This is a genomic window from Saccharopolyspora erythraea (genome assembly GCF_018141105.1).
In the GTDB taxonomy this organism is placed as follows: domain Bacteria; phylum Actinomycetota; class Actinomycetes; order Mycobacteriales; family Pseudonocardiaceae; genus Saccharopolyspora_D; species Saccharopolyspora_D erythraea_A.
Window position 1 is genome coordinate 4,735,019 of the sequence record NZ_CP054839.1, and the last position, 24,786, is coordinate 4,759,804.

The following is a 24,786-nucleotide window of genomic DNA, read 5'->3' on the forward strand; positions in this document are numbered from 1 at the left end:
TTGGACGAGACCACCGAGCCGACCACCGGCTACGTGCAGTCGCTCGCGCGCGGACTGCTGGTGATCCGCGCGTTCAACGAGTCGCACCCGCAGATGTCGCTCAGCGAGGTCGCCCGCGCGACCGGCCTCTCGCGGGCCGCCGCCCGGCGGTTCCTGCACACGCTGGTGCACCTGGGCTACGTCTGGACCGACGGGCGGGTCTTCGGGCTCACCCCCCGGGTGCTCGAGCTCGGCTTCGCCTACCTCTCGAGCGTCTCCCTGCCCGAGATCGCCCAGCCCTACCTGGAGCGGCTGGTCGCCGAGGTGCACGAGTCGGCGTCGGTGTCGGTGCTCGACGGCACCGACATCGTCTACGTCGCCCGCGTGCCGACCTCGCGGATCATGACGGTGTCGATCAACATCGGCACCCGGTTCCCCGCCTACGCGACCTCGATGGGCCGGGTGATGCTGGCCCACCTGCCCGAGGAGGAGCTCGACGCCTACTTCGACCAGGTCCAGCTCGAGCAGCTCGCGCCGCACACCATCACCACCCCCGCCGGGCTGCGCCGCGAGCTCGAACGCATCCGGGCTCAGGGGTGGTCGCTGGTCGACCAGGAACTCGAGGCAGGCTTGCGCTCGATCGCCGCACCGATCCGGGGCAGGGGCGACCGTGTCGTGGCCGCGATCAACGTCTCCTCGCACGCCGCGCGCACCAGCGACACCCACGCCCGGCAGGTGTTCCTCCCGCCGCTGCTGGAGACCGCCGCCCGCATAGGGGCCGACCTGCGGATGGCGCCTTCCGGGGCGAGCCCGCTCGCGCGCTGAGCGGTCCGGTCAGCCGAAGCCGGCGGTGCCGGGAACCCGGGCGTAGAAGCCCCGGATGTGCTCGACCATCCGCCGCTCGGCCAGCGCCTCGTCGCGGTCGCGCAACGCCTGGTGGATCGCGCGGTGGTCGTCGCGCAGGCTGTCGGCGACCGACGGCCACGACTCGCCCAGCTCGACGAACGCCCGCAGCAGCGGCGCGCGCATCGACTCGCGGATGGCGATCGTCATGTCGGCGACCAGGCGGTTGCCACCGGCCTCGGCGATCGCCACGTGGAAGGCGGTGTCCAGCTCGTTGAAGCGCTCCCGGTCCGAGCCGGCCTCGTCCATCGCGTCGAGCAGCTCCGCCAGCTCCGCCAGGTCTTCGGGCCCGGCGCGGAGCGCGGCGTTGCGCGCGCTCTCGCGCTCGAGCATCACGCGGGCCTCGACGACGTTTCGCATCGGGAAGTTGGCCAGCGCGACGTGCAGGCGCAGGAACCGGGTGAGCGCCTGGCTCGGCATCGCGGCCACGATCGTGCCCGAGTCCGGTCCGGTGCCCACCGACATGCGCAGCACGCCCTGCGCCTCCAGCGCGCGCAGCGCCTCGCGCACCGCGGCCCGGCTGACACCGAGCATGCCCGCCAGGTCCCGCTCGGCGGGCAACCGGTCGCCGACGCGCAGCGCGCCGGTGCGGATCTGCTCCTCGACCCGGTCGATGACCAGCTCGTAGGTGCGCGCCCGCGCGACCGGCCGCCAGCCCGCCGCGTCATCGCGCGCCGGGTCGTCCTGTCCCGCCATCGACCCCCCAGGGTTCACATCGGCTCCATCGGTCTCTACAGTACGTCCTTGCTGTGGTCTGACCATAGATTGGTCGGCGGCCGAGCATGCTCGCGCCGCACCGGCCACAGTGCCGGTAGTGGTTCCGGCCGGTGGCGGTTCGACGCCGGCAAACGGTTCCGGGCCTGCACTGGTCCGGCTCCCGCACACGCACACGCACGCACGCAGGAGTGATGCCGCATTGACTACTCCCTGCCCTGAAGGGCGGGGATTCCCTTCCGGCTCGCGCCGGAAAGTTCCTGCTTCACCGCCGACTGCCCCGTCCGGGAGGTCTCCCGTTGAGGTCTTACACCGGCTCCACAGGCCGACACCGCCAGCCCGGCGGCCAGAATGCTCTTCGCGGCGTTGACGTCCCGGTCATGCCGGGTGCCGCAACCGGCACACGTCCATTCCCGGAGGTGCAGCGGCATCGACCGGGCCAGCCTGCCGCACGCCGAACACGTCTTGCTGGAGGGAAACCACCGGTCGATCACGACCAGTTCCCGCCCGTACCAGGCGGCCTTGTACTCCAGCATGGTCCGCAACTCCGACCACGCGGCGTCGGAGATGGCCCGCGACAAACTGCCGTTGCGGAGCATGTTGCGCACCTGAAGGTCTTCGATCACGACCGTTTGGTTGTCACGGACGAGTCCAGTGGTGACCTTGTGCAGATGGTCCCGCCGCCGGTCAGCGATCTTCGCTTGAATCCGGGCGACCTTGAGACGGGCCTTGGCCCGGTTGTTGCTGCCCTTCTCCTTACGAGCAAGTTCCCGCTGCGCCTTTGCGAGGCGAGCTCGTTCCCGGTCAGAGTGCTTCGGGTTGGTGACCTTCGCGCCGGTCGACAGCGTCACCAGCGAGGTGATGCCCGCGTCCACACCCACGGCGGTGTCGGTCGGAGTGTGCTGTTCCACCGCCGTTTCCACCAGCAGGGACACGAACCACCGGTCAGCCGCGTCTCGCGACACGGTCACCGTGGACGGCTCCGAACCCTCCGGCAGGGGGCGCGACCACACGATGTCGACAGGTTCGGCCATCTTCGCCAGCGTGAGTTGCCCATCGCGGTACTTGAACGCGGACCTGGTGTACTCCGCCGATTGGCGCGACTTCTTGCGGGACTTGAAACGCGGGTACTTCGCGCGCTTGTCGAAAAACGCCGTGAACGCACCCTGCAGATGCCGCAACGTCTGCTGCAACGGCACCGACGACACCTCGGACAAAAACGCCAGATCGTCGGACTTCTTCCACGCGGTGAGCATCGCCGAGGTCTCGGTGTAGTTCACCCGGCGTTGCTCGGCGAACCACGCGCGGGTCCTGGCATCCAGGGCGAGGTTGTAGACCTTGCGGACACAACCGAACGTACGCAGCAACTCCCGCCGCTGCGCACCGGTCGGATAGAAGCGGTACTTGTACGCCCGCTTCACCAGCGTCCTAGCCATGCCTCACATGTTTGCAAGTCAGTTTGTAAGTGCCGATCTCGGGTGTTCACCGAGCAGCACTCGGGATCGGCTCCTCCCCGACCTGAAGGCCGGGGCATCCGCCGATTGGATTTCAGATGAGGGTTGCCCTGTTCGCGACGTGTCTGGGCGACACCGTGTTCCCGGAAGCACCGAAGGCGACCGTGCGGCTGCTGGAACGGCTCGGGTGCGAGGTCGAGTTCCCCGCCGCGCAGACCTGCTGCGGGCAGATGCACACCAACACCGGTTACCGGCGCCAGGCCGTCTCCTCCGTGCGCACCTTCGTCGACGCGTTCGCCGACTACGACGCGGTGGTGGCGCCGTCGGGCTCGTGCGTCGGGTCGGTCCGCCACCAGCACGCGGCGGTCGCCGACAGCTCCGGCGACTCCCGGCTCTCGCGCGCGGTGCGCGGGCTCGCCCCGCGCGTGCACGAGCTGTCGGAGTTCCTGGTCTCGGTGCTCGGCACCACCGACGTCGGCGCGTACTTCCCGCACCGGGTCACCTACCACCCCACCTGCCACTCCGCCCGGCTCCTGCGCGTCGGAGACCGCCCACTGCGACTCCTGCGCGAGGTGCGCGCCCTGGACCTGGTCGAGCTGCCGCAGGCCGAGCAGTGCTGCGGGTTCGGCGGCACGTTCGCGCTCAAGAACCCGGACGTGTCGGTCGCGATGGGCGCGGACAAGGCCCGGCACGTGCGGGAGACCGGCGCGGAGGTGCTCTGCGCGGGCGACAGCTCGTGCCTGATGCACATCGGCGGCCTGCTGTCCCGGCAGCGTTCGGGCATCCGGGTCGTGCACCTTGCCGAGATCCTGGCCTCGACCGAAGGAGACCGAGCGTGAGCACCTTCCTCGGCATGCCGCCGTTCCCGGAGGCGGCCAAGCGGGCGGTCGACGACTCCCAGCTCCGGCACAACCTGGCCGGGGCGACCGCGACGATCCGCCGCAAGCGCGCGTCGGTCGTCGGCGAGCTCGACGACTGGGCCGAGCTGCGCGAGGCGGGCGCGGCGATCAAGGCCCACACCCTGTCGCACCTGGACACCTACCTGGAGCGCTTCGAGGCCGCCGTCACCGCCGCGGGCGGCGTCGTGCACTGGGCGCGCGACGCCGAGGAGGCCAACCGGATCGTCGTCGACCTGGTCCGGGCCACCGGCGAGCGCGAGGTGGTCAAGGTCAAGTCCATGGCCACGCAGGAGATCGAGCTCAACGAGGCGCTGGCCGATGCCGGGATCTCGGCGTGGGAGACCGACCTCGCCGAGCTGATCGTGCAGCTCGGGCACGACGCCCCCAGCCACATCCTGGTCCCCGCCATCCACCGCAACCGCGCCGAGGTCCGCGAGATCTTCCGCCGCGAGATGGGCGCGGTCGGGGTGCCCGCGCCCGACGACCTCACCGACGAGCCTGCCCGGCTCGCCGACGCCGCGCGCCGCCACCTGCGGGAGAAGTTCCTGCGGGCCAAGGTCGCGGTCTCGGGCGCGAACTTCGCCGTCGCCGACACCGGCACCCTCGTGGTGGTGGAGTCCGAAGGCAACGGCCGGATGTGCCTGACGCTGCCCGAGACGCTGATCAGCGTGGTCGGGATCGAGAAGCTCGTACCGAGCTGGCGGGACCTGGAGGTGTTCCTGCAACTGCTGCCCCGGTCGAGCACCGGGGAGCGGATGAACCCCTACACCTCGACCTGGACGGGCGTGACCCCGGGCGACGGGCCGCAGTCCTTCCACGTGGTGCTGCTCGACAACGGGCGGACGAACGCCCTGGCCGACGAGGTCGGGCGGCAGGCGCTGCGCTGCATCCGCTGCTCCGCCTGCCTGAACGTGTGCCCGGTGTACGAGCGCACCGGCGGCCACGCCTACGGCTCGGTCTACCCCGGACCGATCGGGGCGGTGCTCGCCCCCCAGCTTCGCGGCACCGCGTCCCCCGTCGACCAGGCGCTGCCCTACGCCTCCTCGCTGTGCGGCGCCTGCTACGACGTCTGCCCGGTCGCCATCGACATCCCGGACCTGCTGGTGCACCTGCGCACCCGCGTGGTCGAAGAGCACCACGGCGCCCGGTCCAGGCCGCTCGACCTGCTGATGGGACTGGCGGGCTGGGTGCTGGGCGATGCCAGGAGGCTGGCCGCCGTCCAGCGGGTCGCGTCCTGGAGCAGGCGCTTCATCGGCCGGCGCGGGAGCATCGGGCGGCTCCCGGCCCCGCTGTCGCGCTGGACCGACGCCCGCGACGCACCCGCGCCCGCGCGCGAGTCCTTCCGCGCCTGGTGGGAGCGCACCCGAGGAGGCAAGCAGTCATGAGTTCCGCACGCGAGGTCGTTCTCGGCAGGGTCCGCACCGCCCTGGCGCACGCGGACCGGCAATCCCTGGAGGCCGTCCCGCGCGCTTATGCCGCTGAGCGGCCGACCGCCGACGTGGTCGCGCTGTTCTGCGAGCGCGTCGCCGAGTACAGGGCGACCGTGCAGCGGGTGGCGGGTCCGGAGGTGGTGGACGCGATCGCCGCGGCGGCCCGGCAGCACTCGGCACGCCGCCTGCTCGTTCCGGCCGGCGTGCCCGAGCAGTGGCCGAGCCAGCTCAGCGGAGAGTTCGAAGTGGAGGACGGCACCGCCATGGGCACCGCCGGGCTGGACCGCGTCGACGCCGTGGTCACCACCGCGACCGCGGGCATCGCCTCCACAGGCACGATCGTGCTCGACCACCGTCCCGGCCAGGGCCGCAGAGCCGCGACGCTGGTGCCCGACGTCCACCTCTGCGTGGTGGAGGAATCCCGGATCGCCGACGACGTGCCCAGCGCGCTGGCCGACCTGGACCCCGCACGGCCGCTGACGTTCATCAGCGGCCCGTCGGCGACCAGCGACATCGAGCTCGACCGCGTCGAGGGAGTGCACGGTCCGCGGACCCTGCACGTCCTGGTCACTCCATAGTGGACTGCCGCTCGCCCGGCCGATTGTCACCCGTCAGCCTTGTGGGTGTGTACTGATCGAAGTACACACACCCGTGGAGGGGGACGACATGTCCGACGCCGATGGTCGAAGACGCGGTGCTGACGAGGCGCTGCAACGCGCGGACGCCGTGCGTTCCGTGCTCGCCGAGCACCGGGCGGCCGGCGACCGGCAGCGCAGGCTCGCCGACGAGGCGCTGCGGGCCCTCACCGACGCCGGCCTGTTCCGGGCCTGGGTCCCGCGCCGGTTCGGCGGCCTGGAGTACGACCTGCGCACGATCGTCGACTCGACCACGGCGCTGGCCACCGCCGACCCGTCGGCGGCGTGGCTGGTGATGATCCTGAGCTGCGGCGACTGGCTCACGGGCCTGTTCCCGCAGCGTGCCCAGCACGACGTCTTCGGCGACGACCCCGACACCCGGGTGTGCCAGGTCCTCACCCCGCACTCCACCGCGCGCCGCGTCGACGGCGGCTGGGTCGCGGGCGGGCGTTGGGGGCCGGCGTCGGGATGCCTGCACGCCCAGTGGGCGATGCTCGGGATCCGGCTGCCCGAGCACGACGGCAGGCCCGCGGGCAGCGCCTACGGGCTGGTGCCGATGCGGGAGCTGACCATCAAGGACACCTGGTTCACCCTCGGCATGCGCGCCACCGGCAGCAACCTGCTGGTCGGCGAGGACCTCTTCGTCCCCGACCACCGCATCCTGCCGGTCGGGCCTGCCATCGAGGGCAGGTACGCCCGCGAGGACGAGGAGAACGTCCGCTACCGGGCGGCGCTGGTGCCCACGCTCAGCACGCACCTGATCGCACCGTTCGTGGGCATGGCCACCGCGGCGCTGGACTACGTGGTCGGCGAGTCGGGCCGCCGCGGCATCTCGTTCACCAACTACGAGCGCATGACCGACTCGACGGCCTTCCAGATGGCCGTCGCCGAGGCCGCCACCCGGGCCGACGTCGCTCGCATGATCGCCTACCAATGCGCATCCACAGTGGATTCCCACGCCCGGGCGGGCACCTACCCCTCCTACGTCGAGCGCGCCCGGATCCGCCAGCACGCCAGCCACGCCGTGCAGCAGTGCCGGGAGGCGGTGGACCTGCTGGTCTCGGCCTACGGCGCGTCGGCGATGGCCGACTCCAACCCGCTGCAGGGCCTGCTGCGCGACATCCACACCGGCAGCAGGCACGCCATCGCGAGCACGCTGGGAAACCCGGAGCTGTTCGGCCGCGCCATGCTCGGGGTGCGCCCCAACATCACCGAGCTGATCTGAACAGGTGTCAACGGCCGCCCGGCGCGACCACGTCCGCGAGCACCGTTCCCGGCTCCGTCAGCCGCGACCGCGCCGGGCTGTCGTAGACGACCAGCAGCTCACCGCTGGGCAGCAGGGCGATCCCCTCGGCGTGGTCGTCGCCCTCCCCGTAGGGCAGGTCGATCTCGCGGCGCAGTTCGTCCCGGCGAACTACGTCGGGCGCCTCGATGCGTGCCGCGCCCGGCCAGCGGTAGACGCGGACCGGGCCGTCGAGGTCCATCGAGGGGCCGGCGAGCACCAGCAGGTCGTCGCCCTGCGGGCACAGGTCGCGGATTCCCAGGCCGTCGAGGTCCAGGAAGTGCTTGAGGTAGCGCTGCTTGCCCTCGACGGGCGCCAGCCGGAGTTCGTCGCCGTCCTCCCTGGGCGCGACCTGCAGCACCACCGCCCATCCGCGCAGCACCGGGCCGCGCAGCCCGAGGAAGACCCGCTCCGCGCCGGGGTCGCCGGCCACCGCGATGCCCTCGACGTCGAGCCCGTTGTCCTTGCCCGGGATCGCCAGGAACGGGGCCAGGTGCTCGTCCTCGTCGAGCAGGTCGACCAGTCCGGGCCCGCTGAGCGCGGCGCTGCGGTGGCCTTCCGGCGTGGTCCCGGCGGGCACGTGGTCGGACAGCGCGATGCGTGCCAGCACGCGGCGGCTGGGTTCGTCGGTGACCGCCGCCAGGCGCTTGGCGGCCTTGCGGTCGGAATGGTTCGATTTGACCCGCTTGCGCCTGCGGCTGTGCGAGCCGACCGCCCACAGGTACGGGCCGTTGAGCGCGAGGCCCTCGACGTCGACCTCCTCGTCGGCCTCGCCGGGCAGCGCCACGACGTCGGCCAGCGAGAACTCCACGTGATCGGTATAGACCACCGGCCGCTGTGGAGAGTCGCAGGTCAGCCGCTCGACGGTCGCGGTCTCGTCACCGGCGATCCAGAGGTGCTCTCCGTCGGTGCGGACCGCGGAGAGATTCACGTGCGTGCCGGCCTCGACCGCGCCGGGCGCGAACCGCAGGGCCACCGTTCGTTCGACGCTCATCCCCGATTTCTACCAGCAGCTTCGCCGCCCGGCAGGCAGAACGGCGACGACGGAGCCGAACACTACGTACTCGCTGGTAGGCCGTGCTCCACAATGGAACCGGGCAAGGCACTCGAACGGTTTCTGGAGCGTTGATCGACTTTCTGGGAGCATGGCGCCACACGATCAAGTGACAGCCGGAACGAACCGGCGGCGCCGGAAGTCGGAACGTGTTGTCGTTGCTCGTTCCAAGGAAGGGAGTTCCGGTGGGAGATGTCCGCGTACGCCTGCGCGGCGGTCCAGAGGACGGGCGGGAGATCAGCGTGGCCGCCGATGCCTCCGGGATGCCGGTTCCGCGGGTCACCCTCCCCGCACGCCGTGCGCACGGCTCCCCGGGCGCCGCGGACCAGCACGCTCCGCTGCTGGCCTACGAGCGCAGGCGCAGCGCGTCCGACGGTGTCTGGGAGTTCGGCTTCGTAGGCACCGAGACCGACTAGGACCAGACGCGCGACGGGTCGATGTGACGTGTTGCCCGGCCTCCAGAACGGGCGGCACGCCACATCGGCGCGGAGTTCGGGGCTCCGGCGGGCACGCGGCGCTCGCCGGAGCACATGCCGTTGATCTCCGAAGCGGCGCGGCCGCCTGGACCAGCCCCGTCGCCGGGACCGCTGCGCAAGACGAGTTCGAGGACGGGCGCTCAGGCCGGGTTCGGCTCCCGCCACATCGGATACAGCGACGGGCCACCGGGCAGCTCGATTGGCGCGCCCCGGTCGCGGAAGCCCAGCCGCGCGTACAGCCTGCGGCTGCGGGGCGTGCTGGCCTCCAGGTAGGTCGCCACGCCCTCGGCGTCCCAGCGCCGCAGCGCCGCGGTCAGCTCGCGGGTGCCGATCCCCGACGCCTGCACGGCCGGGTCGACGGCGATGAGCGCGAGGTACTGGTGCGGCTCGTCGGGGTGGTTCGCCGAGGTCAGCTCGCCGAACTCGCGGAAGCGCGGCGCGGCCGCACCCGCGATCTCCAGCAGCCGCCTGCCGCCCGCCTCGTCCAGCATCTCCGCCGGCCCATGCAGCGCGGAGAGCCAGACCTGCACCGCGTCGCCGTCCTCGCCGGTCAGCACCGAGCCCTCGCGCTCGGCGTGCTCCAGGACCATCCCGAACCATTCGCGGTAGAGGGCGGGCCGGGAAGCGGGGTCGGGCAGCAGCCACCGGGCTATCCCGTCGTCGCCGAACGCCCGCAGCAGGGTGCGCAACCGGGCGTCGTCGACCTCCTCACCGGACATCGACGGGTTCCTTCTCCACGCGGACGGTCGCCGACCGCGCGCCCATCCCGATCCGCGCGTAGGCGTCGGGCCGGTTGCGCCTGAGCACCAGCCCCCAGCCGAGCCCGGCCACGACGACGACCAGGTAGGCCAGCGGCAGCGCCCACGCCACCGGGTCGCCCTCCTCGACGCCGAGCACCGTGCCGAACGACAGCAAGGTCAGCACCAGGACCGCGCCCAGCGCGACCGCCGCCACGGAGGGCGCGACCAGCGTCTTCCACCGGCCGTGCGCGTTCGGCTCCGCGCGCAGGAAGTAGCCGACCACCGCAACCGAGGTGAAGGTGACCAGCACCAGGACGCCGAGCGCGCCGATGGAGGCGCACCAGTAGAACAGGTGGGTGATCGGGTCGAGCCCGGTGACGACCACCCCGAGCACGACGACCGCCGACACCGCGGTCTGCGACAGCGAACCCGGTACCGGGGCGCCGGTGCGGGCGCTGGTGGTGCCCCACACCCGCGGCCCGACGCCCTCGCGGCCGAGCGCGAAGAAGTACCGGGCGCACACGTGGTGGAACGACAGCATGCCCGCGAACAGGCTGGTGACGTAGAGGGCCGAGCCGATGGTGACCAGCAGGCCCGGCAGGCGCTCGCCCGCCAGCACGAACATCAGCTCGGTGGAGTGCGTCCTGGCCTGGTCCACGATCTGCGAGGGCCCGGTCGCCACCGTCATCGCCCAGGTCGACACGCTGTAGAGCCCGCCGATGAGCGCCAGCGAGATGTAGGTGGCGTAGACGACCGTGCGCGGGTTGCGCGCCTCCTCGGCGAGCACCGTGGAGTTCTCGAAGCCGATGAAGCCGGTGAAGGCGATCACCAGGATCACCCCGGCCGCCCCGGTGGCCAGATGCGCCGGGTTCAGCGTGGTGAGCACTATGCCCTGCGGCGAGGGCGAGGACACGAAGGCCACGTCGAACAGCACGATCACGGCGATCTCCGCGGCGAGCAGGACGCCGAGCACCTTGCCGTTGACGTCGATCCGCAACACGCCCAGGACGCCGATGGCCAGCACGCCCGCCCCGGCGAACAGCCACCACGGGATGTCGGCACCGCTGAGCTGGCGCACGAAGTCCGAGGCACCGACGCCGAATCCGCCGACGAGGCTGACCTCCAGGACGTTGTAGGAGACCAGGGCGAGACCACCCGCCGCGGTACCGCAGACCTTGCCCAGGCCCTTGGCGATGTAGGCGTAGAACGCGCCCGCGTTCTCGACGTGGCGCGCCATGGTGACGTAGCCGACCGCGAACAGCCCGAGCACCACCGCGATGGCCAGGTAGCCGATCGGGATGCCGCTGATCCCGCTGACCGCGAAGCCGCTGACCGCGCCACCGCCGACCACGGTCTCCGGCGCGGCGGCCGCGACCGTGAAGAACACGATCGACGTCACGCCGAGCCTGGCGCTGGCCAGCGAAGTGGACACTTTGGACGGTGGCAAGGCCACCCACCCCTTCCGCTCTTTCGTCAGTACTTCGGCGTCATGGCCGACTGCTCCCGCGCGGCGGCCACCTCGTTGACGACCGTGCGCAGCGGTCCCGGTATGCGCGGCTCCCACGACTCCATGCGGTGCTCGCCCTGGCGCGCGACCTGGCGTGCCAGCAGCTGCCGCACCACGCCGGTCTCCCTGGCCAGCAGCGCGAAGGTGATCCCGACCAGCGTCTCCGGCTCGGTGATCATGCCGTTGCGCCCGTTGGCCGGATCAGGTTCGGTGAACAGGCGTTCCAGGTCCTCGGCGGGCGCCAGCGGAGCGGTCGAGGCCAACCGCCACGCGCTGGCCGGGCTGCCGCGCCAGCCTGCCGACACCGGGACCTCGTGCAGCACGTCGATGATCGTCAGCCGCGCGCGCACCTTCTGCGTGGCGGTCTGCGCCAGGTACTCCAGCCAGGTCCGCAGGTCGTGGCCGCCTTCTTCCCGGATCTCCCGCAGCACCACCCAGGACAGGTAGTCCGGGCAGCGCCCGAGACCGCTGGCGCGCACGGTCGGGGTGACGGTGATCTCCTCGTCGAGGATGAGCTCGCCCAGCAGGCCGCCGGCGCAGCCGAGCGCGAGCAGCCCGGGGTCGACGCGGGTGGACAGTCGTTGTTCACCGGCGTGGGCGGCGAGGAAGATCCTGTCGGCGAGCCGGAGCGGAATCCCGGTGGACTCCGGCGTGTCGTTCATCGCCGGGCACCTCCCGCGGGTACCGTCCGTCCACTCCCCACCGTCGAGCCCTTCGGCGGCATGCACACCCCAGCCGTTTCCCTCCCGTCCCGTGACCGGGACGGACAGCGCACGCCCGGGCCCGCACCTTTCCCAAGCCCCGAAACGTGTCCGAGTATGCGCACACAGTAACGCATGATCAGGCTATTTCAAGGTCCTCCCGATGGGACGCTCGCTACACCGGGCGTCCCCGGCTTGGTTGAATGAACGATGATTCTCACTCAAAGTGATGGGCCGGAGTGGTCGCCGTCACCACCGCCGCGCACCCGCGGTACCGGACCCGCCGCCTTGACTTCGAGCTAACGTGAAGTTCGAGGATCGGTGCCACCACCACGTTCCTGCCCGGAAGGACCGCGACCATGACCGTGAGCTGGGAGACCATGCGCTCATTCGCCAGCGACGACTCGGTGACCCGCCAGCGGCTGGCACCCGGCACCGCCCGCCGCATCCTCGGCTACGCCCGCCCGTACGTGCGCGACATCGTGCCGTTCCTGGTCACCGTCGCGGTCGCGGCGGTGCTGGGGATCGTCACTCCCCTGCTGTTCAAGGCCATCATCGACAACGGCATCCAGGCCAGGAACCTGCCGGTCGTGGTGTGGCTGTCGCTCGCGGTGGCCGGTGTGGCGCTGGCCGAGGCTGCGCTGTCGCTGCTGCAGCGCTGGTACTCGTCCAAGCTCGGCGAGGGCCTGATCTACGACCTGCGCGCGCAGGTCTTCGACCACGTCCAGCGGATGCCGGTGGCCTTCTTCGTCCGCGCCCAGACCGGTTCGCTGGTCAGCAGGCTCAACAACGACGTCATCGGCGCGCAGCGCGCTCTCACCAGCACGCTGTCCTCGGTGGTCTCCAACGTGCTGAGCCTGGTGCTGGTGCTGGCCACGATGTTCACGCTGTCCTGGCAGATCACGCTGGTCGCGCTGGTGCTGCTGCCGCTGTTCCTGCTGCCGGTGCGCTGGATCGGCCGCAGGCTGCAGCGGGTCACCCGCGAGCAGATGAAGGTCAACTCCGAGCTGAGCTCGCTGATGACCGAGCGCTTCGGGGTCGCGGGCGCGATGCTGACCAAGCTCTACGGCAGGGCCGACGAGGAGTCGGGCCGGTTCACCGAGCGCGCAGGCCGGGTCCGCGACCTCGGGGTGGTCTCGGCGATGTACAGCCGGGTGTTCTTCGTCGCGCTGACCCTGCTGGCCGCGCTGGCCACGGCGATCGTCTACGGCCTGGGCGGCGGCCTGGTGCTGGCCGGGGTCTTCCAGCTCGGCACCCTGGTCGCGCTGGCGGCGCTGCTCAACCGCCTCTACGGACCGCTGACCGCGCTGTCCAATGTGCACGTCGACGTGATGACCGCGCTGGTCAGCTTCGACCGCGTCTTCGAGGTGCTGGACCTGCGGCCGATGATCGAGGAGAAGCCCGGTGCCAGGGACCTGCCCGCCGGCGCCGCCGACGTCGAGTTCGACGGGGTCTCCTTCCGCTACCCCGCCGCCAGCGAGGTGTCGCTGGCGTCGCTGGAGTCGGTGGCTCACAACGACAACGCCCCGGCCCACGAGGTGCTGCACGACATCTCCTTCCGCGCCGAGCCCGGCCAGACGATCGCGCTCGTCGGGCCATCGGGAGCGGGCAAGACGACGATCACGCACCTGGCGGGCCGGCTCTACGACGCCGACTCGGGTGCGGTGCGCATCGGCGGCACCGACGTCCGCGACGTCCGGCTGGCGTCGCTGTACTCCACCGTCGGCGTGGTCACCCAGGACCCGCACCTGTTCCACGACACGATCCGCGCCAACCTCACCTTCGCCCGGCCCGGCGCCACCGACGCCGAACTGCTGGAGGCCCTGCGCACCGCGCAGCTCCAGCACCTGGTGGAGGCCCTGCCGGACGGGCTGGACACCGTCGTCGGCGACCGCGGCTACCGGCTCTCCGGCGGGGAGAAGCAGCGGCTGGCGATCGCCCGCCTGCTGCTCAAGGCGCCGCCGATCGTGGTGCTCGACGAGGCGACCGCGCACCTGGACTCCGAGTCCGAGGCCGCCGTGCAGAAGGCGCTGCGCACGGCGCTGTCCGGGCGGACCGCGCTGGTGATCGCCCACCGGCTGTCGACCATCCGGGAGGCCGACCGGATCCTGGTCGTCTCCGCGGGCCGCATCGCCGAGGACGGCACGCACGAGGAGCTGCTGACGCGCGGCGGGCTCTACGCCGAGCTGTACCGCACGCAGTTCGCTCAGGGCGGCCCCGGTGACCGCGACGACGACCTGCTGACCGCCTGACCCCGGGGCGCTACGCGAAAAAAGATCCCGGTGCCAGAGGGCGCCTGGGTTCCACCCACGCCACTACGCGAGGTGAGTGCGAAGCACTCAGCGGCCGACCTGCGTGCACAGGCGGCCATCGGGGTCCAGGTGCGCCAGCACCGCGCCGCAGATCTCGTCGAGCCGGCGCACCTGGTCCTCGTCGAGCCCGTCGAAGATCATCGAGCGGACCTGCTCGACGTGGCCGGGAGCGGCCTCCCGGACCTTCCGGTAGCCGGCTTCGGTCAGTTCGGCGACGTTGCCCCTGCCGTCGGCCGCGGCCCGGTGGCGGCGGACCCAGCCGCGAGCCTCCAGCTTCGACACGACGTGCGACACCCGTGACGGCGAGGCGTTGGCCTGCGCGGCGAGGTGGCTCATGCGCAGTGCGCGGTCCGGGTCCTCCGACAGCATGGCCAAAACCCAGTAGCCGAAGTGGGTCAGGTCGGAGTCGCGCTGCAACTGCGCGTCCAGCCCGGCGGGCACCACCGTCATCAGGGCCGCGAACTTGCGCCACGCGCGCTGCTGCTCGTCGCTCAACCACCGGGGCTCGTCCACGACGGCGAGCTTACCGGGAATGGTCCTACCAGCGGTCGCGTCCGCTTCCGCGTCACTTCCAGCTCAGCAGTTCGCCGGCGCCGCGCGTGTTGATCACGCGGTCCGCCGGGACCTCGCACTCCTGCGCCCTCGCACACCCCAGGTGCAGCCAGTCCAGCTGGCCCGGGGCGTGGCCGTCGGAGTCGATGCTGAACACGCAGCCCAGCTCCAGCGCCCGGCGCAGCAACGGCCGGGGCGGGTCGAGCCGGTCGGGCCTGGAGTTGATCTCGACCGCCGTCCCGTGGTCGCGGCAGGCGCGGAAGACCTCGTCGGCATCGAACTCCGACTGCGGGCGCGGCCTTCCCACCACCCGCCGTCCGGTGCAGTGCCCGAGGACGTCGACGTGCGGGTTGCGCACCGCGGCGCACATCCGCCGGGTCATCGCGGCCGAGTCCATCCGGAGCTTGGAGTGCACGCTGGCCACCACCACGTCAAGCTCGGCGAGCAGCGCCTCCTCCTGGTCCAGCGAGCCGTCGTCGAGGATGTCGACCTCGATCCCGGTGAGGATCCGGAACGGCGCCATCCGGTCGTTGACCTCGGCCACCACCTCCAGCTGCCGCCGCAGCCGCTCGGCGGAGAGCCCGTTGGCCACGGTCAGCCGCGGCGAGTGGTCGGTGAGCACCATCCACTCGTGACCGAGGTCGCGCGCGGTCTCGGCCATCTCCTCGATCGGGCTGCCGCCGTCGGACCAGTCGGAGTGGGTGTGGCAGTCGCCGCGCAGGGCCGCGCGCAGCTCCCGTCCCTCCTCCGGCCGTTCGGCCTCCGAGCGGAGCCGCCGCAGGTAGTCGGGCACGTCGCCGTGGTGGGCCTGTTCGACGACCTTGGCCGTGGTCTTGCCGACGCCGGGCAGGTCGGTCAGCCGTCCCGACTCGACGCGGTCGCCGACGTCTTGCGCCGAGGCCACCGCCTCGGCCGCGCGGCGGAACGCACGCACCCGGTAGGTCGGCTCCCCGCCGCGCTCCAGCCAGAACGCGACCTCCCGCAACGCCCGCACCGGATCCATCCGTCCTTGGTAACGCCTGCCAGCCCGCGACGCACCCCGGCGATTTCGAGCTCCCAGCGGTCTTGGCCGCGCCCGCCCTTCGGGCGTTAGATGGCGAACGAAAGGTAGAACCACTAGACGCGAGGTGGCAGTTGCGGGAAGAGGGAACGACCCACCGGACCGGTCAGACGCACGAGCTGGCGATCCTGCCCGGTGACGGGATCGGCAACGAGGTCATGCCGGAGGCGCTGCGGGTGCTCGACGCGGTCGGCGCCAAGCACGGGATCAGGTTCCGGTACCGGCATTTCGACTGGAACTGCGAGACCTACAAGACCACCGGCCGGATGATGCCCGAGGACGGCCTCGACCGGCTGCGCGAGCACGACTCGATCCTGCTCGGGGCGGTCGGCTGGCCAGGCGTGCCCGACCACATCTCGCTGTGGGGGCTGCTGCTGCCGATCCGCCGGGCGTTCGACCAGTACGTCAACCTGCGGCCGGTGCGTCTGCTGCCGGGCGTGACGCCGCCGGTGCGGGACAAGGCGCCGGGCGACATCGACTTCTGGGTGGTGCGCGAGAACACCGAGGGCGAGTACTCCCAGCTCGGCGGGCGCCAGGGCGAGGGCACCGAGAACGAGATGGTCCTGCAGACCGCCGCCTTCACCCGGCGCGGGACCGACCGGATCCTGCGCTACGCCTTCGAGCTGGCTCGCAGGCTGGGCAAGCCGCACGTCACCTCGGCCACCAAGTCCAACGGCATCTACTACTCGATGCCCTACTGGGACGAGCGCTTCGCGGCGATCGCGGCCGAGTACCCCGACGTGCGGGTGGACCAGGACCACATCGACATCCTGTGCGCGCGGTTCGTCATGTCGCCCGAGCGGTTCGACGTGGTCGTGGCCAGCAACCTCTTCGGGGACATCCTGTCCGACCTCGGCCCCGGGGTGACCGGGACGATCGGCGTGGCGCCCTCGGGCAACATCAACCCGGAGCGCGTGCACCCGTCGACGTTCGAGCCGGTGCACGGCTCGGCGCCGGACATCGCGGGCAAGGGCATCGCCAACCCGATCGGCCAGATCTGGTCGGCCGCGCTGATGCTGGACCACCTCGGCGAGGCCGAGGCGGGCGCCGACGTCGTCGCCGCCATCGAGTCGGTGCTCTCCGACGACTCGGCTCCGCGCACGCCGGACCTGGGCGGGACCGCGTCCACCGAGGACCTCGGCAAGGCGGTGGCCGCCGCGGTGTGAGGCGCGCGGTGGGTGCCCGCGGGCACCCACCGCCTCAGCCGGCGATCCGGGCGGCGAAGGCGAAAAGCAGGTCCTCGTCGCCGGGCCGGCAGACGAGCTGGAGCCCGGCCGGCAGTCCCCGCGAGGTGCCCACCGGCACGGTCAGCGCGGGGACTCCGGCGATGTTCCAGGGACTGGTGAGCGAGAGCAGTCCCCATCGGACCTCGACCTCGCGGCCGTTGACCTCGATCTCGCGCTGCCCGATCGCGGGTGCGGTGAAGGGGGTCGTGGGCAGCGCGAGCAGGTCGTGGCGCGACAGCAGGTGCGCGACCTCCGCGCGCCACCGCTGCCGTTCCTCGAACGCCCGGACGTGGCGCCAACCGGGTGTCCGCGCCGCGGCGCGGAGGCGTTCGAGGACCTCCGGGGTGAACAGCTCGGGCGCGTCGGCCACCCGCTCGGCGTGCACGGCGTAGGCCTCGGCATCCTGGATTCCGTTGTAGGTCCGGCGAAGCCCGGCCGCGTCGCCGAGCTCGACCTCCTGCACCGTCCGGCCGGACAGCGCCGCGCGGGCGAGCTCCTCGACCTCGCGGTCGGTCTCGAACAGCGACCCGGGAGCGATCCAGCCCACCGTCGCGGGCCCGCCCGTGGACCGCGGCGACCCGGCGCGCAGACCGGCGAGGACGCGGTAGGCGGTGCGGCAGTCCCGGGGCGTCCCGGCGATGACGCCGACGTGGTCCAGCGAACGCGAGAGCGGGAACACCCCGTCGGCCGGGACGGCGCCGTAGGCGGGTTTGAAACCGGCGACACCGCACAGCGCCGCCGGGATGCGCACCGAGCCGCCGGTGTCGGTGCCGATCGCGAGCGGGACCATCCCGGCGGCCACGGCGGCGGCGCTGCCCCCGCTCGAGCCACCCGACATCGCGGCGGGGTCGTGCGGGTTGCGCGACGCACCGCCTGCCGCGCGGTCGCCGGTCGGCCCGTAGGCGAACTCGTGCGTGGTGGTCTTGCCGACGATCACCGCTCCACCGGCGCGGAGCCGGCGCACGCACTCGGCGTCCGCTGTGGACACGTGGTCGGCGAAGTGCGCCGAGCCCATCGTCGTGCGCATCCCGGCGGTCTCGATGACGTCCTTCACGGCAACCGGAATCCCGTGCAGCGGCCCCAGGTCGTCACCCGCCGCGAGCTCCGCGTCGGCCTTGCGCGCCGACTCCAGCGCGCCTTCGGCGTCCACGGACACGAACGCGTTGATCTCCTGGTCGAGGCCGCGGACGGCGTCAAGCGCGTGCGCGGTGAGCTCCGCGGACGTGACCGCGCCCGTGCGGAGCCGGTCGGCCAGGCCCTGGAGGTCCTGTCCGGCGAAGTAGCCCCGCTCAGGCGTATTCCGAGATGACACCCGAACCCCTTTCCCCGGGAGCGGTGAAAGACAGGATCATCCGCCGCGGGTCGTTCATCCGTCAACGTTCCGGTGGGTGGACTCCGTCCCTCCTCCGGAGGACCAGCGGCGCGGTGGCCATACCGGCGACCAGCCCACCACGACGACGAGCACGACCACCTCGTCGAACCGGAACGCGCAGGCCGGCCGCGGAGTCACCACAACCGTGGTGACTCCGCGCCGGTGGTCGAGCGCGACCGGCCGGCTTCAGCGCCGCCTGCGGCGGGCGGGCTCGGTCGATCGGGTGAGCAGGCCCCTGGCGACGATCTCCAGCACCACGACGATGGCCACCGACTCCACCGCGAGCAGTCCCACCAGCACGAAGAGCTGCACCAGACCAGCCTCGACCGGTCCTGCCCCGCCGAGCATCATGCCCACGAAGGCGCCCGGGAGGGTGACGGTGCCGACCGTCCGGGTCTGGTCCAGCGCGGGGACGAGCGCCGAGCCCGCGACGGGACGGGCCACCTCCATGCGCGCGTCCCGCTCGGTCATGCCCAGCGCCAGCGCGGCCTCCACCTCGCCCTTGCGCTGCGACAGCTCGTCGAGCAGCCGCCTCCCGGCCAGAGCCGTGGCGGTGAGCGCCCCGCCGATCAGCTGGCCGACCAGCGGGATCAGCACCAGGCCGGTCGTCGGCACCGCCGCGCTGACCAGCAGCAGCGCCACCACCGGCGCCACCCCGGCGGCGATCGGCAGGGCCGTCCACCACCAGGTCCGGTCGAGGGTGATGCGGCGGCCCGCGGTGCGGGTGGCCACCGCGAACATCACGAAGATGAACAGGCCGACCAGCGCGCCGAAGCCGACGATGTAGGCGATGACGAGGGCGACCGCGAGCAGCTGGACGGCACCGCGCACGCCCGCGACCAGGATCGGCCGGTAGTGCCCGATCCCGCCGAGCCCGACCACCGCGGCGGCGGCGACCAGCAGGACGGCGACGACCACCCCCAGGGCCGGGGTGATCGGAATCGAACCCGACGACACCCGGCCGACCTTACGTCGTCGGCGCCCGGGCCGACCTGCCGAGCGTTCGCTCAGGCCGACGTGTCGAGCAGCTCGGTCGGCTCGGTGATGACGTCGACGAGCGCGCCGTTGCGGGTCACCGTGATCTGCAGCGGCTTGCCGATGGCCTCGGCGAACATCAGGCGTTGCAGGCCCTGCGCGTCGCGCACCGGTCGCCCGCCCGCGGTGAGCACGAGGTCGCCGGGGTGCAGTCCGGCGCGGGCCGCCGGGCTCTGGCGCACCACGTCGACCACCCGCAGCCCGGTGCGCTGACCTGTCCGTGCGGCCAGATCCTCCGGCAGCGGGGCGGGCGTGGTCACCAGCCCCAGGAAGGCTCGGCGGACTCGGCCGAAGCTCACCAGCGAGTCGATGATGCGCCGGGTCGTGGAGTTGACGGGGATCGCCAGTCCGAGCCCCACGCCGGCGACGGCGGTGTTGATCCCCACGACGACGCCGCGCGAGTCGGCCAGCGCGCCGCCGGAGTTGCCGGGGTTGAGCGCGGCGTCGGTCTGGATGACGTCCTCGATGATGCGCGCCGCGTGGCCGCTGCGGGCCGGCAGCGACCGGCCGAGGCCGCTCACCACTCCGGCGGTCACCGAGCCGGCGAGCCCGAGCGGGTTGCCCACCGCCACCACCAGCTGGCCGACCACCAGTTCGTCGCTGTCGCCCAGCCGCACCGGTCCGGGCGTGGCGCCTTCGGCCCGCACGACCGCCAGGTCCGACAGCGGGTCGGAGCCGGTGACCGCGAAGGGCGCGGTGGTGCCGTCGGCGAAAGCGGCCGTGCCGCGCCGGGCCCCGCCCACGACGTGGGCGTTGGTGAGCAGGAACCCGTCGGAGGTGAACACGACCGCCGACCCGCTGCCGTCGCCGCGCTCGCCCGGCACGTGCAGGCTCGCGACCTTCGGCGTGATGGCCGACGCCACCGCCGTCACGGTGCGCGAGTAGGCGTCGAGGGCCTCGCCGTCGAAGGGCTCGGAAGGACGTCCTGATGCGGTGGTCATCGCGGCCTCCGGTCACGGGAGCGATGCTGGTGACTGCGCAACACCGGCCGTCCCCGCCGCATTCCCGGCCCCGATGCCCGGACCGGCGGGGCGCTCTCGCACCGCGGCGCGTCCCACATGACGGGCGGTCCGGTGCCCCTGGCGCCACTGCGACCACATCCGCCACGAGTTCGCGGCCCGCCCGTGGAAACGCCGCTACCAGCGACTATCGTTTTCCGGTCACCGATTTGGAGCCGATCGTTGGGAAGGACCATGGCGCAACCGCACGGCATCGACCACTACGACGCGACCTTCGCGCGCGATCTCGCGTGGGCGCAGAAGCTGCACGAGCAGCTCGACGAGCTGCCCACCACCCCCGAGCCCGGCGAGTCGACCGACTGACCGGCTTCCTCCTTCTCGCCCACCCCGGCAACCGGCACCGTCACGCAAGCCCCTGGAAGATCCCTCAGGTCTCCTCGTGCCCGTAGCCCGCGGGCAGGTAGACCGAGAGCAGGTCCAGCAGCCGGTTGACGTCCACGGGCTTGGTGATGATGTCGGTGGCCCCCGCGGCCAGGCTGCGCTCCCGGTCGCCCTTCATCGCCTTCGCCGTGACCGCGATGACCGTCAGGTCCCGGTAGCGCGGCATCTGCCGGATCGTCTCGATGGTCGCGTTGCCGTCGAGCTCGGGCATCATCACGTCCATCAGCACCACCGTGATGTCGCAGTGCTCCTGCAACGCCTGCAGCCCGGCCACGCCGCTGTCGGCGTAGACCACCTGGAGGCCGTGCTGCTCCAGCAGCGTGGTCATCGCGTAGACGCTGCGCTGGTCGTCGTCGACCAGCAGCACCTTCTCGCCGTTGAACCGGATCGAGTCGTGCGGCGGCACGACCTCCTGCTCGGCGGGCTCGTGGGCGTGCGCCTCCCGGCGGGCCAGCTCCGAGACCCGGAACGGCGGGTCGATGCCCTCGGCGGAGACGTCGAACGCCGTCTCCGAGGCCACCGTGACCGGCTTGCGCTCTGCGGACTCGTGGCCCGGCTGGAGCTGCGACCCGCCGTTCCGCCCGGCCTCCGGCACGAGTTCCCCGCCCACGACCTCCGTCTCGACCGGCAGGTACAGGGTGAAGGTGCTGCCGACCCCGACATCGCTGCGGACCTGCAACTCCCCGCCCAGCAGCGTGGTCAGCTCCCTGCTGATGGACAGGCCGAGCCCCGTGCCGCCGTACTTGCGCGAGGTGGTGCCGTCGAGCTGCTGGAAAGCCTCGAAGATCCGGCTGAGCTTGTCGGCGGGGATGCCGATCCCGGTGTCGCGCACCGCGAACGCGACCCGCTGCCCGGCCGAGCGCAGCGCGGGCACGGTGACCTCGGTGGCCGGGGCCGGGCGGATCCGCAGCTCCACCTTTCCCTTGTCGGTGAACTTCACCGCGTTCGACAGCATGTTGCGCAGGATCTGCTCCAACCGGTTGCGGTCGGTGCGCAGGCTGGGCGGCAGCGACGGGGCCACCACCACGGAGAACTCCAGGCCCTTGTCCTCGGTCAGCGGCCGGTAGAGCGACTCCACGTGCTCGGTCAGCTCGCTGAGCTCGACGTCCTCGGGCAGCAGGCTCATGTGCCCTGCCTCCACCTTGGACAGGTCGAGCACGTCGTTGATGAGCTGGAGCAGGTCGGTGCCCGCGGAGTGGATGGTCTTGGCCAGGTCGACCTGCTGCGGGGTGAGGTTGCCCTCCATGTTGTCGGCCAGCAGCTTGGCCAGGATGAGCGCGCTGTTGAGCGGGGTCCGCAGCTCGTGGGACATGTTGGCCAGGAAGTCCGACTTGTAGGTCGAGGCCTGCGACAGCTCGTGCGCGCGCTCCTCCAGCTCCTGGCGGGCCTGCTCGATCTCGATGTTCTTGAGCTCGATGTCGCGGTTGCGGCTGGCCAGCAGCGCCGCCTTCTCCTCGAGCTCGGTGTTGGAGCGCTGCAGCTCGATCTGCTGGCGCTGCAACTGCTCCGACCGCGCCTGCAGCTCCTGGGCCAGGTGCTGCGACTCGCCGAGCAGCGCCTCGGTCCGGGAGTTGGCGACGATGGTGTTGACGTCGATGCCGATGGTCTCCCTCAGCCGTTCCAGCAGGTCCAGGTGCAGCGGGGTGAACGGGCGCAGGGAGGCCAGCTCGATGACGCCGAGGACCTCCCCCTCGAACAGCACCGGCACCACGACGACGTTGACCGGCGCGGAGCCGCCGAGCCCCGAGCCGATGCGGATGTAGTCCGGCGGGGCCTCGGCGACCAGGATGGTCTGCTTGTCCACCGCGGCCTGCCCGACCAGCGACTCGCCGAGGGCGAAGCGCACCGGTGAGCCGTTGTGCGAGACCGGCCTGCCGTAGCCCGCGGTCTGCTCCAGCACGACCGCGTCGTCCTGCTGGCGAGTGAGGAAGAACGCCCCGTGCTGCGCCGAGACCAGCGGGGTCAGTTCGCTCATGATCAGCGAGGAGAGCGCGTCGAGATCGTGCAGGCCCTGCATCAGCGCCGACATCCGGGCCAGGTTGGTCTTGAGCCAGTCCTGCTCCTGGTTGGTGCGGGTGGTCTCCTTGAGGTTGCCGATCATCCGGTTGATGTTGTCCTTGAGGTCGGCCAGCTCGCCGGAGGCGTCGATGGTGATCTGGCGGGTCATGTCGCCCTCGGTGACCGCGGTGGCCACCGCGGCGATCGCGCGGACCTGCGCGGTGAGGTTGCCCGCCAGCTGGTTGACGCTCTCGGTCAGCCGCCGCCAGGTGCCCGAGACGTCGGCGACCTCGGCCTGACCGCCGAGCTTGCCCTCGGTGCCGACCTCGCGGGCCACCCGGGTCACCTCGGATGCGAAGGCCGAGAGCTGGTCGACCATCGTGTTGATGGTGGTCTTGAGCTCCAGGATCTCACCGCGGGCGTCCACGTCGATCTTCTTGGACAGGTCGCCGCGCGCGACCGCCGTGGTCACCTGCGCGATGTTGCGCACCTGGCTGGTCAGGTTGCGGGCCATGAAGTTGACGTTGTCGGTGAGGTCCTTCCAGGTGCCGGCCACGTTGGGCACCCTGGCCTGACCGCCGAGCATGCCCTCCGTGCCGACCTCGCGGGCCACCAGCGTGACCTGCTCGGCGAAGGCGCGCAGCGTCTCGACCATGCCGTTGATCGTCTCGGCCAGCGCGGCCACCTCGCCCTTGGCCTCGACGGTGATCTTCTTGGACAGGTCGCCGCCTGCGACCGCGGTGGCCACCGTGGCGATGCTGCGGACCTGGCTGGTCAGGTTGTCGGCCATGATGTTGACGTTGTCGGTGAGGTCCTTCCAGGTCCCCGCGACGCCGTGCACCCTGGCCTGACCGCCGAGCTTGCCCTCCGTGCCGACCTCGCGGGCCACCCGGGTCACCTCGTCGGCGAACGCCGAGAGCTGGTCGACCATCGTGTTCAGCGTGTTCTTCAGCTGCAGGATCTCCCCGCGGGCGTCCACGTCGATCTTCTGGCTCAGGTCGCCGCGGGCGACCGCGGTGGCCACCTGGGCGATGTTGCGGACCTGCGCGGTGAGGTTGTTGGCCATGAAGTTGACCGATTCGACCAGCGCGCGCCAGGTGCCCGCGGCGGCGGGCACCTCCGCCTGACCGCCGAGCCTGCCCTCGCTGGCGACCTCGCGGGCCACCCGGGTCACCTCGTCGGCGAACGCCGAGAGCTGGTCGACCATCGTGTTCAGCGTGTTCTTCAGCTCCAGCGTCTCGCCGGAGACCTCCACGGTGATCTTGCGGGTGAGGTCGCCCGCGGCGACCGCCTTGGCGACCTGGGAGATGTCGCGGAGCTGTCCGGTGAGGTCGGCGGCCATCTCGTTCACCGAGTCCGCCAGCTCCCGCCAGGCCCCCTCCAGCCCCGGCACGTGCGCCTGACCGCCGAGGCGGCCGTGCGTGCCGATCTCACCGGTCACGCGGCTGATCTCGGCGGTCAGCGTGGAGAGCTGGTCCAGCAGCCCGTTGACGGTCCAGGTCAGCGAACCGAGCCTGCCGGGCAGCGCGAGGTCACCGGCACGGCGCGGCAGCCGCTGGCTGAGGTCGCCCCTGGCGACCGCGTCGAGCACCCGGCTCAGCTCGGTCGCGGGGCCGAGGACGTTGCGCACGATCCCGTTCACCGCGGCGGCGTTGTTCGACCAGCTCCCCCCGGGGGGGCCCATCGCGGCCACCGGCTCGATCGGCCACTCACCTTCGTTGGCCGCGCGGCCCACCCGATCCAGCTCGGCGGCCAGGCCCTGGTTGCGCTCGGCAAGCTCGTTGAACGCCGAGGCGATCTCGGACCACAGGCCGTCGTCGGAGACCACGAGCCTGCGCCGGAAGTTGCCGTCCCGCAGGTCGCGCAGACCGGCCAGCAGCCGCTGCGCCATCGCCTGGTTGACGGTCTGTCCCACCGCGTCGCCGCGCTGCTCGGAGCGCGCCGCACCGCGCTGCGACGGTAGTGCCATGAGAGCCCTCCGACCAGCCGTTGCTCTTGAGCGCGAATCTAGGTGACTCCGCGGCGGCCCGCACAGGGCAACAATGCCCAGCGCCGCA

General features: G+C 71.8%; 21 protein-coding genes. 9 read left to right on the forward strand and 12 right to left on the reverse strand.

Annotated elements, in window-relative coordinates; all coding sequences use genetic code 11:
- Window positions 1-804 (forward strand): IclR family transcriptional regulator, encoded by an 804-nt coding sequence (locus HUO13_RS21335; protein ID WP_211896884.1) that lies wholly within the window; start codon window positions 1-3, stop codon window positions 802-804.
- A gap of 9 nt (window positions 805-813) precedes the next feature.
- On the opposite strand, the gene HUO13_RS21340 is transcribed toward HUO13_RS21335, so the two are convergent.
- A complete protein-coding gene (locus tag HUO13_RS21340; protein ID WP_211896885.1) occupies window positions 814-1,578 on the reverse strand; it encodes a FadR/GntR family transcriptional regulator in 765 nt (254 codons plus the stop codon).
- Between the two features lie 224 nt (window positions 1,579-1,802).
- Window positions 1,803-3,032, reverse strand: coding sequence for an RNA-guided endonuclease InsQ/TnpB family protein (locus HUO13_RS21345; protein ID WP_282974047.1), 1,230 nt, complete (start codon window positions 3,030-3,032; stop codon window positions 1,803-1,805).
- Window positions 3,033-3,148: 116 nt separating this feature from the next.
- Here HUO13_RS21345 and HUO13_RS21350 point away from each other — a divergent pair, with 116 nt between their 5' ends.
- From HUO13_RS21350 to HUO13_RS21365, 4 genes are all read left to right on the forward strand, one after another.
- Complete coding sequence (locus tag HUO13_RS21350) at window positions 3,149-3,889, forward strand: (Fe-S)-binding protein (protein WP_211896886.1); 741 nt, start codon at window positions 3,149-3,151, stop codon at window positions 3,887-3,889.
- Window positions 3,890-3,903: 14 nt separating this feature from the next.
- On the forward strand, window positions 3,904-5,334 hold the full coding sequence (locus HUO13_RS21355; protein WP_211903032.1) for a LutB/LldF family L-lactate oxidation iron-sulfur protein: 1,431 nt from the start codon (window positions 3,904-3,906) through the stop codon (window positions 5,332-5,334).
- Complete coding sequence (locus tag HUO13_RS21360) at window positions 5,331-5,957, forward strand: LutC/YkgG family protein (RefSeq protein WP_211896887.1); 627 nt, start codon at window positions 5,331-5,333, stop codon at window positions 5,955-5,957. The genes HUO13_RS21355 and HUO13_RS21360 overlap by 4 nt, the downstream gene beginning before the upstream one ends.
- Before the next feature lie 88 nt (window positions 5,958-6,045).
- The gene (locus HUO13_RS21365) at window positions 6,046-7,239 is read left to right on the forward strand and encodes an acyl-CoA dehydrogenase family protein (RefSeq protein WP_211896888.1); all 1,194 of its coding nucleotides are present in this window, start codon (window positions 6,046-6,048) and stop codon (window positions 7,237-7,239) included.
- Window positions 7,240-7,246: 7 nt separating this feature from the next.
- Here the strand turns inward: HUO13_RS21365 and HUO13_RS21370 are convergent, their stop codons facing one another.
- Window positions 7,247-8,290: a DUF3616 domain-containing protein gene (locus HUO13_RS21370; RefSeq protein WP_211896889.1), complete on the reverse strand. Its 1,044-nt coding sequence runs from the start codon at window positions 8,288-8,290 to the stop codon at window positions 7,247-7,249.
- Window positions 8,291-8,535: 245 nt separating this feature from the next.
- Here HUO13_RS21370 and HUO13_RS21375 point away from each other — a divergent pair, with 245 nt between their 5' ends.
- The gene (locus HUO13_RS21375; protein ID WP_211896890.1) at window positions 8,536-8,766 is read left to right on the forward strand and encodes a hypothetical protein; all 231 of its coding nucleotides are present in this window, start codon (window positions 8,536-8,538) and stop codon (window positions 8,764-8,766) included.
- Window positions 8,767-8,966: 200 nt separating this feature from the next.
- On the opposite strand, the gene HUO13_RS21380 is transcribed toward HUO13_RS21375, so the two are convergent.
- The 3 genes from HUO13_RS21380 to HUO13_RS21390 are packed head-to-tail and all read right to left on the reverse strand — an operon-like array spanning window position 8,967 to window position 11,735.
- Window positions 8,967-9,545 (reverse strand): GNAT family N-acetyltransferase, encoded by a 579-nt coding sequence (locus HUO13_RS21380; protein WP_211896891.1) that lies wholly within the window; start codon window positions 9,543-9,545, stop codon window positions 8,967-8,969.
- The gene (locus HUO13_RS21385) at window positions 9,535-11,013 is read right to left on the reverse strand and encodes an APC family permease (protein WP_211896892.1); all 1,479 of its coding nucleotides are present in this window, start codon (window positions 11,011-11,013) and stop codon (window positions 9,535-9,537) included. Before HUO13_RS21385 ends, HUO13_RS21380 begins: the two co-directional genes overlap by 11 nt.
- A 26-nt stretch (window positions 11,014-11,039) precedes the next feature.
- On the reverse strand, window positions 11,040-11,735 hold the full coding sequence (locus HUO13_RS21390) for a GOLPH3/VPS74 family protein (protein ID WP_211896893.1): 696 nt from the start codon (window positions 11,733-11,735) through the stop codon (window positions 11,040-11,042).
- 398 nt (window positions 11,736-12,133) lie between these two features.
- On the opposite strand from HUO13_RS21390, the gene HUO13_RS21395 reads away from it, so the two are divergent.
- A complete protein-coding gene (locus tag HUO13_RS21395; protein ID WP_211896894.1) occupies window positions 12,134-14,026 on the forward strand; it encodes an ABC transporter ATP-binding protein in 1,893 nt (630 codons plus the stop codon).
- 87 nt (window positions 14,027-14,113) lie between these two features.
- Here HUO13_RS21395 and HUO13_RS21400 read toward each other — a convergent pair whose 3' ends face one another.
- Both HUO13_RS21400 and HUO13_RS21405 read right to left on the reverse strand, forming a co-directional pair.
- The gene (locus HUO13_RS21400; protein WP_249123920.1) at window positions 14,114-14,599 is read right to left on the reverse strand and encodes a MarR family winged helix-turn-helix transcriptional regulator; all 486 of its coding nucleotides are present in this window, start codon (window positions 14,597-14,599) and stop codon (window positions 14,114-14,116) included.
- A gap of 52 nt (window positions 14,600-14,651) precedes the next feature.
- Window positions 14,652-15,641: a PHP domain-containing protein gene (locus HUO13_RS21405; RefSeq protein WP_211896895.1), complete on the reverse strand. Its 990-nt coding sequence runs from the start codon at window positions 15,639-15,641 to the stop codon at window positions 14,652-14,654.
- 131 nt (window positions 15,642-15,772) lie between these two features.
- On the opposite strand from HUO13_RS21405, the gene HUO13_RS21410 reads away from it, so the two are divergent.
- The gene (locus tag HUO13_RS21410; protein ID WP_211896896.1) at window positions 15,773-16,864 is read left to right on the forward strand and encodes a tartrate dehydrogenase; all 1,092 of its coding nucleotides are present in this window, start codon (window positions 15,773-15,775) and stop codon (window positions 16,862-16,864) included.
- A gap of 34 nt (window positions 16,865-16,898) precedes the next feature.
- On the opposite strand, the gene HUO13_RS21415 is transcribed toward HUO13_RS21410, so the two are convergent.
- The 3 genes from HUO13_RS21415 to HUO13_RS21425 all read right to left on the reverse strand — a co-directional run bounded on the left by HUO13_RS21415 (window position 16,899) and on the right by HUO13_RS21425 (window position 20,272).
- A complete protein-coding gene (locus HUO13_RS21415; RefSeq protein ID WP_211896897.1) occupies window positions 16,899-18,236 on the reverse strand; it encodes an amidase in 1,338 nt (445 codons plus the stop codon).
- Between the two features lie 246 nt (window positions 18,237-18,482).
- Window positions 18,483-19,253 (reverse strand): ABC transporter permease, encoded by a 771-nt coding sequence (locus tag HUO13_RS21420; protein ID WP_211896898.1) that lies wholly within the window; start codon window positions 19,251-19,253, stop codon window positions 18,483-18,485.
- A gap of 50 nt (window positions 19,254-19,303) precedes the next feature.
- Window positions 19,304-20,272, reverse strand: a complete 969-nt coding sequence (locus HUO13_RS21425) for a S1C family serine protease (protein ID WP_211896899.1) — start codon at window positions 20,270-20,272, stop codon at window positions 19,304-19,306.
- A 252-nt stretch (window positions 20,273-20,524) separates the two neighbouring features.
- Here HUO13_RS21425 and HUO13_RS38120 point away from each other — a divergent pair, with 252 nt between their 5' ends.
- A complete protein-coding gene (locus HUO13_RS38120; RefSeq protein ID WP_282974056.1) occupies window positions 20,525-20,653 on the forward strand; it encodes a hypothetical protein in 129 nt (42 codons plus the stop codon).
- A gap of 64 nt (window positions 20,654-20,717) precedes the next feature.
- Here the strand turns inward: HUO13_RS38120 and HUO13_RS21430 are convergent, their stop codons facing one another.
- A complete protein-coding gene (locus HUO13_RS21430) occupies window positions 20,718-24,698 on the reverse strand; it encodes a HAMP domain-containing protein (protein ID WP_211896900.1) in 3,981 nt (1,326 codons plus the stop codon).
- Between the last annotated feature and the right edge of the window lie 88 nt (window positions 24,699-24,786).

What these genes read in the sequence shown, in the direction of transcription:
- HUO13_RS21380 (WP_211896891.1), bottom strand. Translation starts at nt 9,545, where the DNA reads ATGTCCGGTGAGGAGGTCGACGACGCCCGGTTGCGCACCCTGCTGCGG.
- HUO13_RS21370 (WP_211896889.1), bottom strand. Translation starts at nt 8,290, where the DNA reads ATGAGCGTCGAACGAACGGTGGCCCTGCGGTTCGCGCCCGGCGCGGTC.
- HUO13_RS21390 (WP_211896893.1), bottom strand. Translation starts at nt 11,735, where the DNA reads ATGAACGACACGCCGGAGTCCACCGGGATTCCGCTCCGGCTCGCCGAC.
- HUO13_RS21365 (WP_211896888.1), top strand. Translation starts at nt 6,046, where the DNA reads ATGTCCGACGCCGATGGTCGAAGACGCGGTGCTGACGAGGCGCTGCAA.
- HUO13_RS21350 (WP_211896886.1), top strand. Translation starts at nt 3,149, where the DNA reads ATGAGGGTTGCCCTGTTCGCGACGTGTCTGGGCGACACCGTGTTCCCG.
- HUO13_RS21345 (WP_282974047.1), bottom strand. Translation starts at nt 3,032, where the DNA reads ATGGCTAGGACGCTGGTGAAGCGGGCGTACAAGTACCGCTTCTATCCG.
- HUO13_RS21425 (WP_211896899.1), bottom strand. Translation starts at nt 20,272, where the DNA reads ATGACCACCGCATCAGGACGTCCTTCCGAGCCCTTCGACGGCGAGGCC.
- HUO13_RS21360 (WP_211896887.1), top strand. Translation starts at nt 5,331, where the DNA reads ATGAGTTCCGCACGCGAGGTCGTTCTCGGCAGGGTCCGCACCGCCCTG.
- HUO13_RS21355 (WP_211903032.1), top strand. Translation starts at nt 3,904, where the DNA reads ATGCCGCCGTTCCCGGAGGCGGCCAAGCGGGCGGTCGACGACTCCCAG.
- HUO13_RS38120 (WP_282974056.1), top strand. Translation starts at nt 20,525, where the DNA reads ATGGCGCAACCGCACGGCATCGACCACTACGACGCGACCTTCGCGCGC.
- HUO13_RS21395 (WP_211896894.1), top strand. Translation starts at nt 12,134, where the DNA reads ATGACCGTGAGCTGGGAGACCATGCGCTCATTCGCCAGCGACGACTCG.
- HUO13_RS21430 (WP_211896900.1), bottom strand. Translation starts at nt 24,698, where the DNA reads ATGGCACTACCGTCGCAGCGCGGTGCGGCGCGCTCCGAGCAGCGCGGC.
- HUO13_RS21405 (WP_211896895.1), bottom strand. Translation starts at nt 15,641, where the DNA reads ATGGATCCGGTGCGGGCGTTGCGGGAGGTCGCGTTCTGGCTGGAGCGC.
- HUO13_RS21340 (WP_211896885.1), bottom strand. Translation starts at nt 1,578, where the DNA reads ATGGCGGGACAGGACGACCCGGCGCGCGATGACGCGGCGGGCTGGCGG.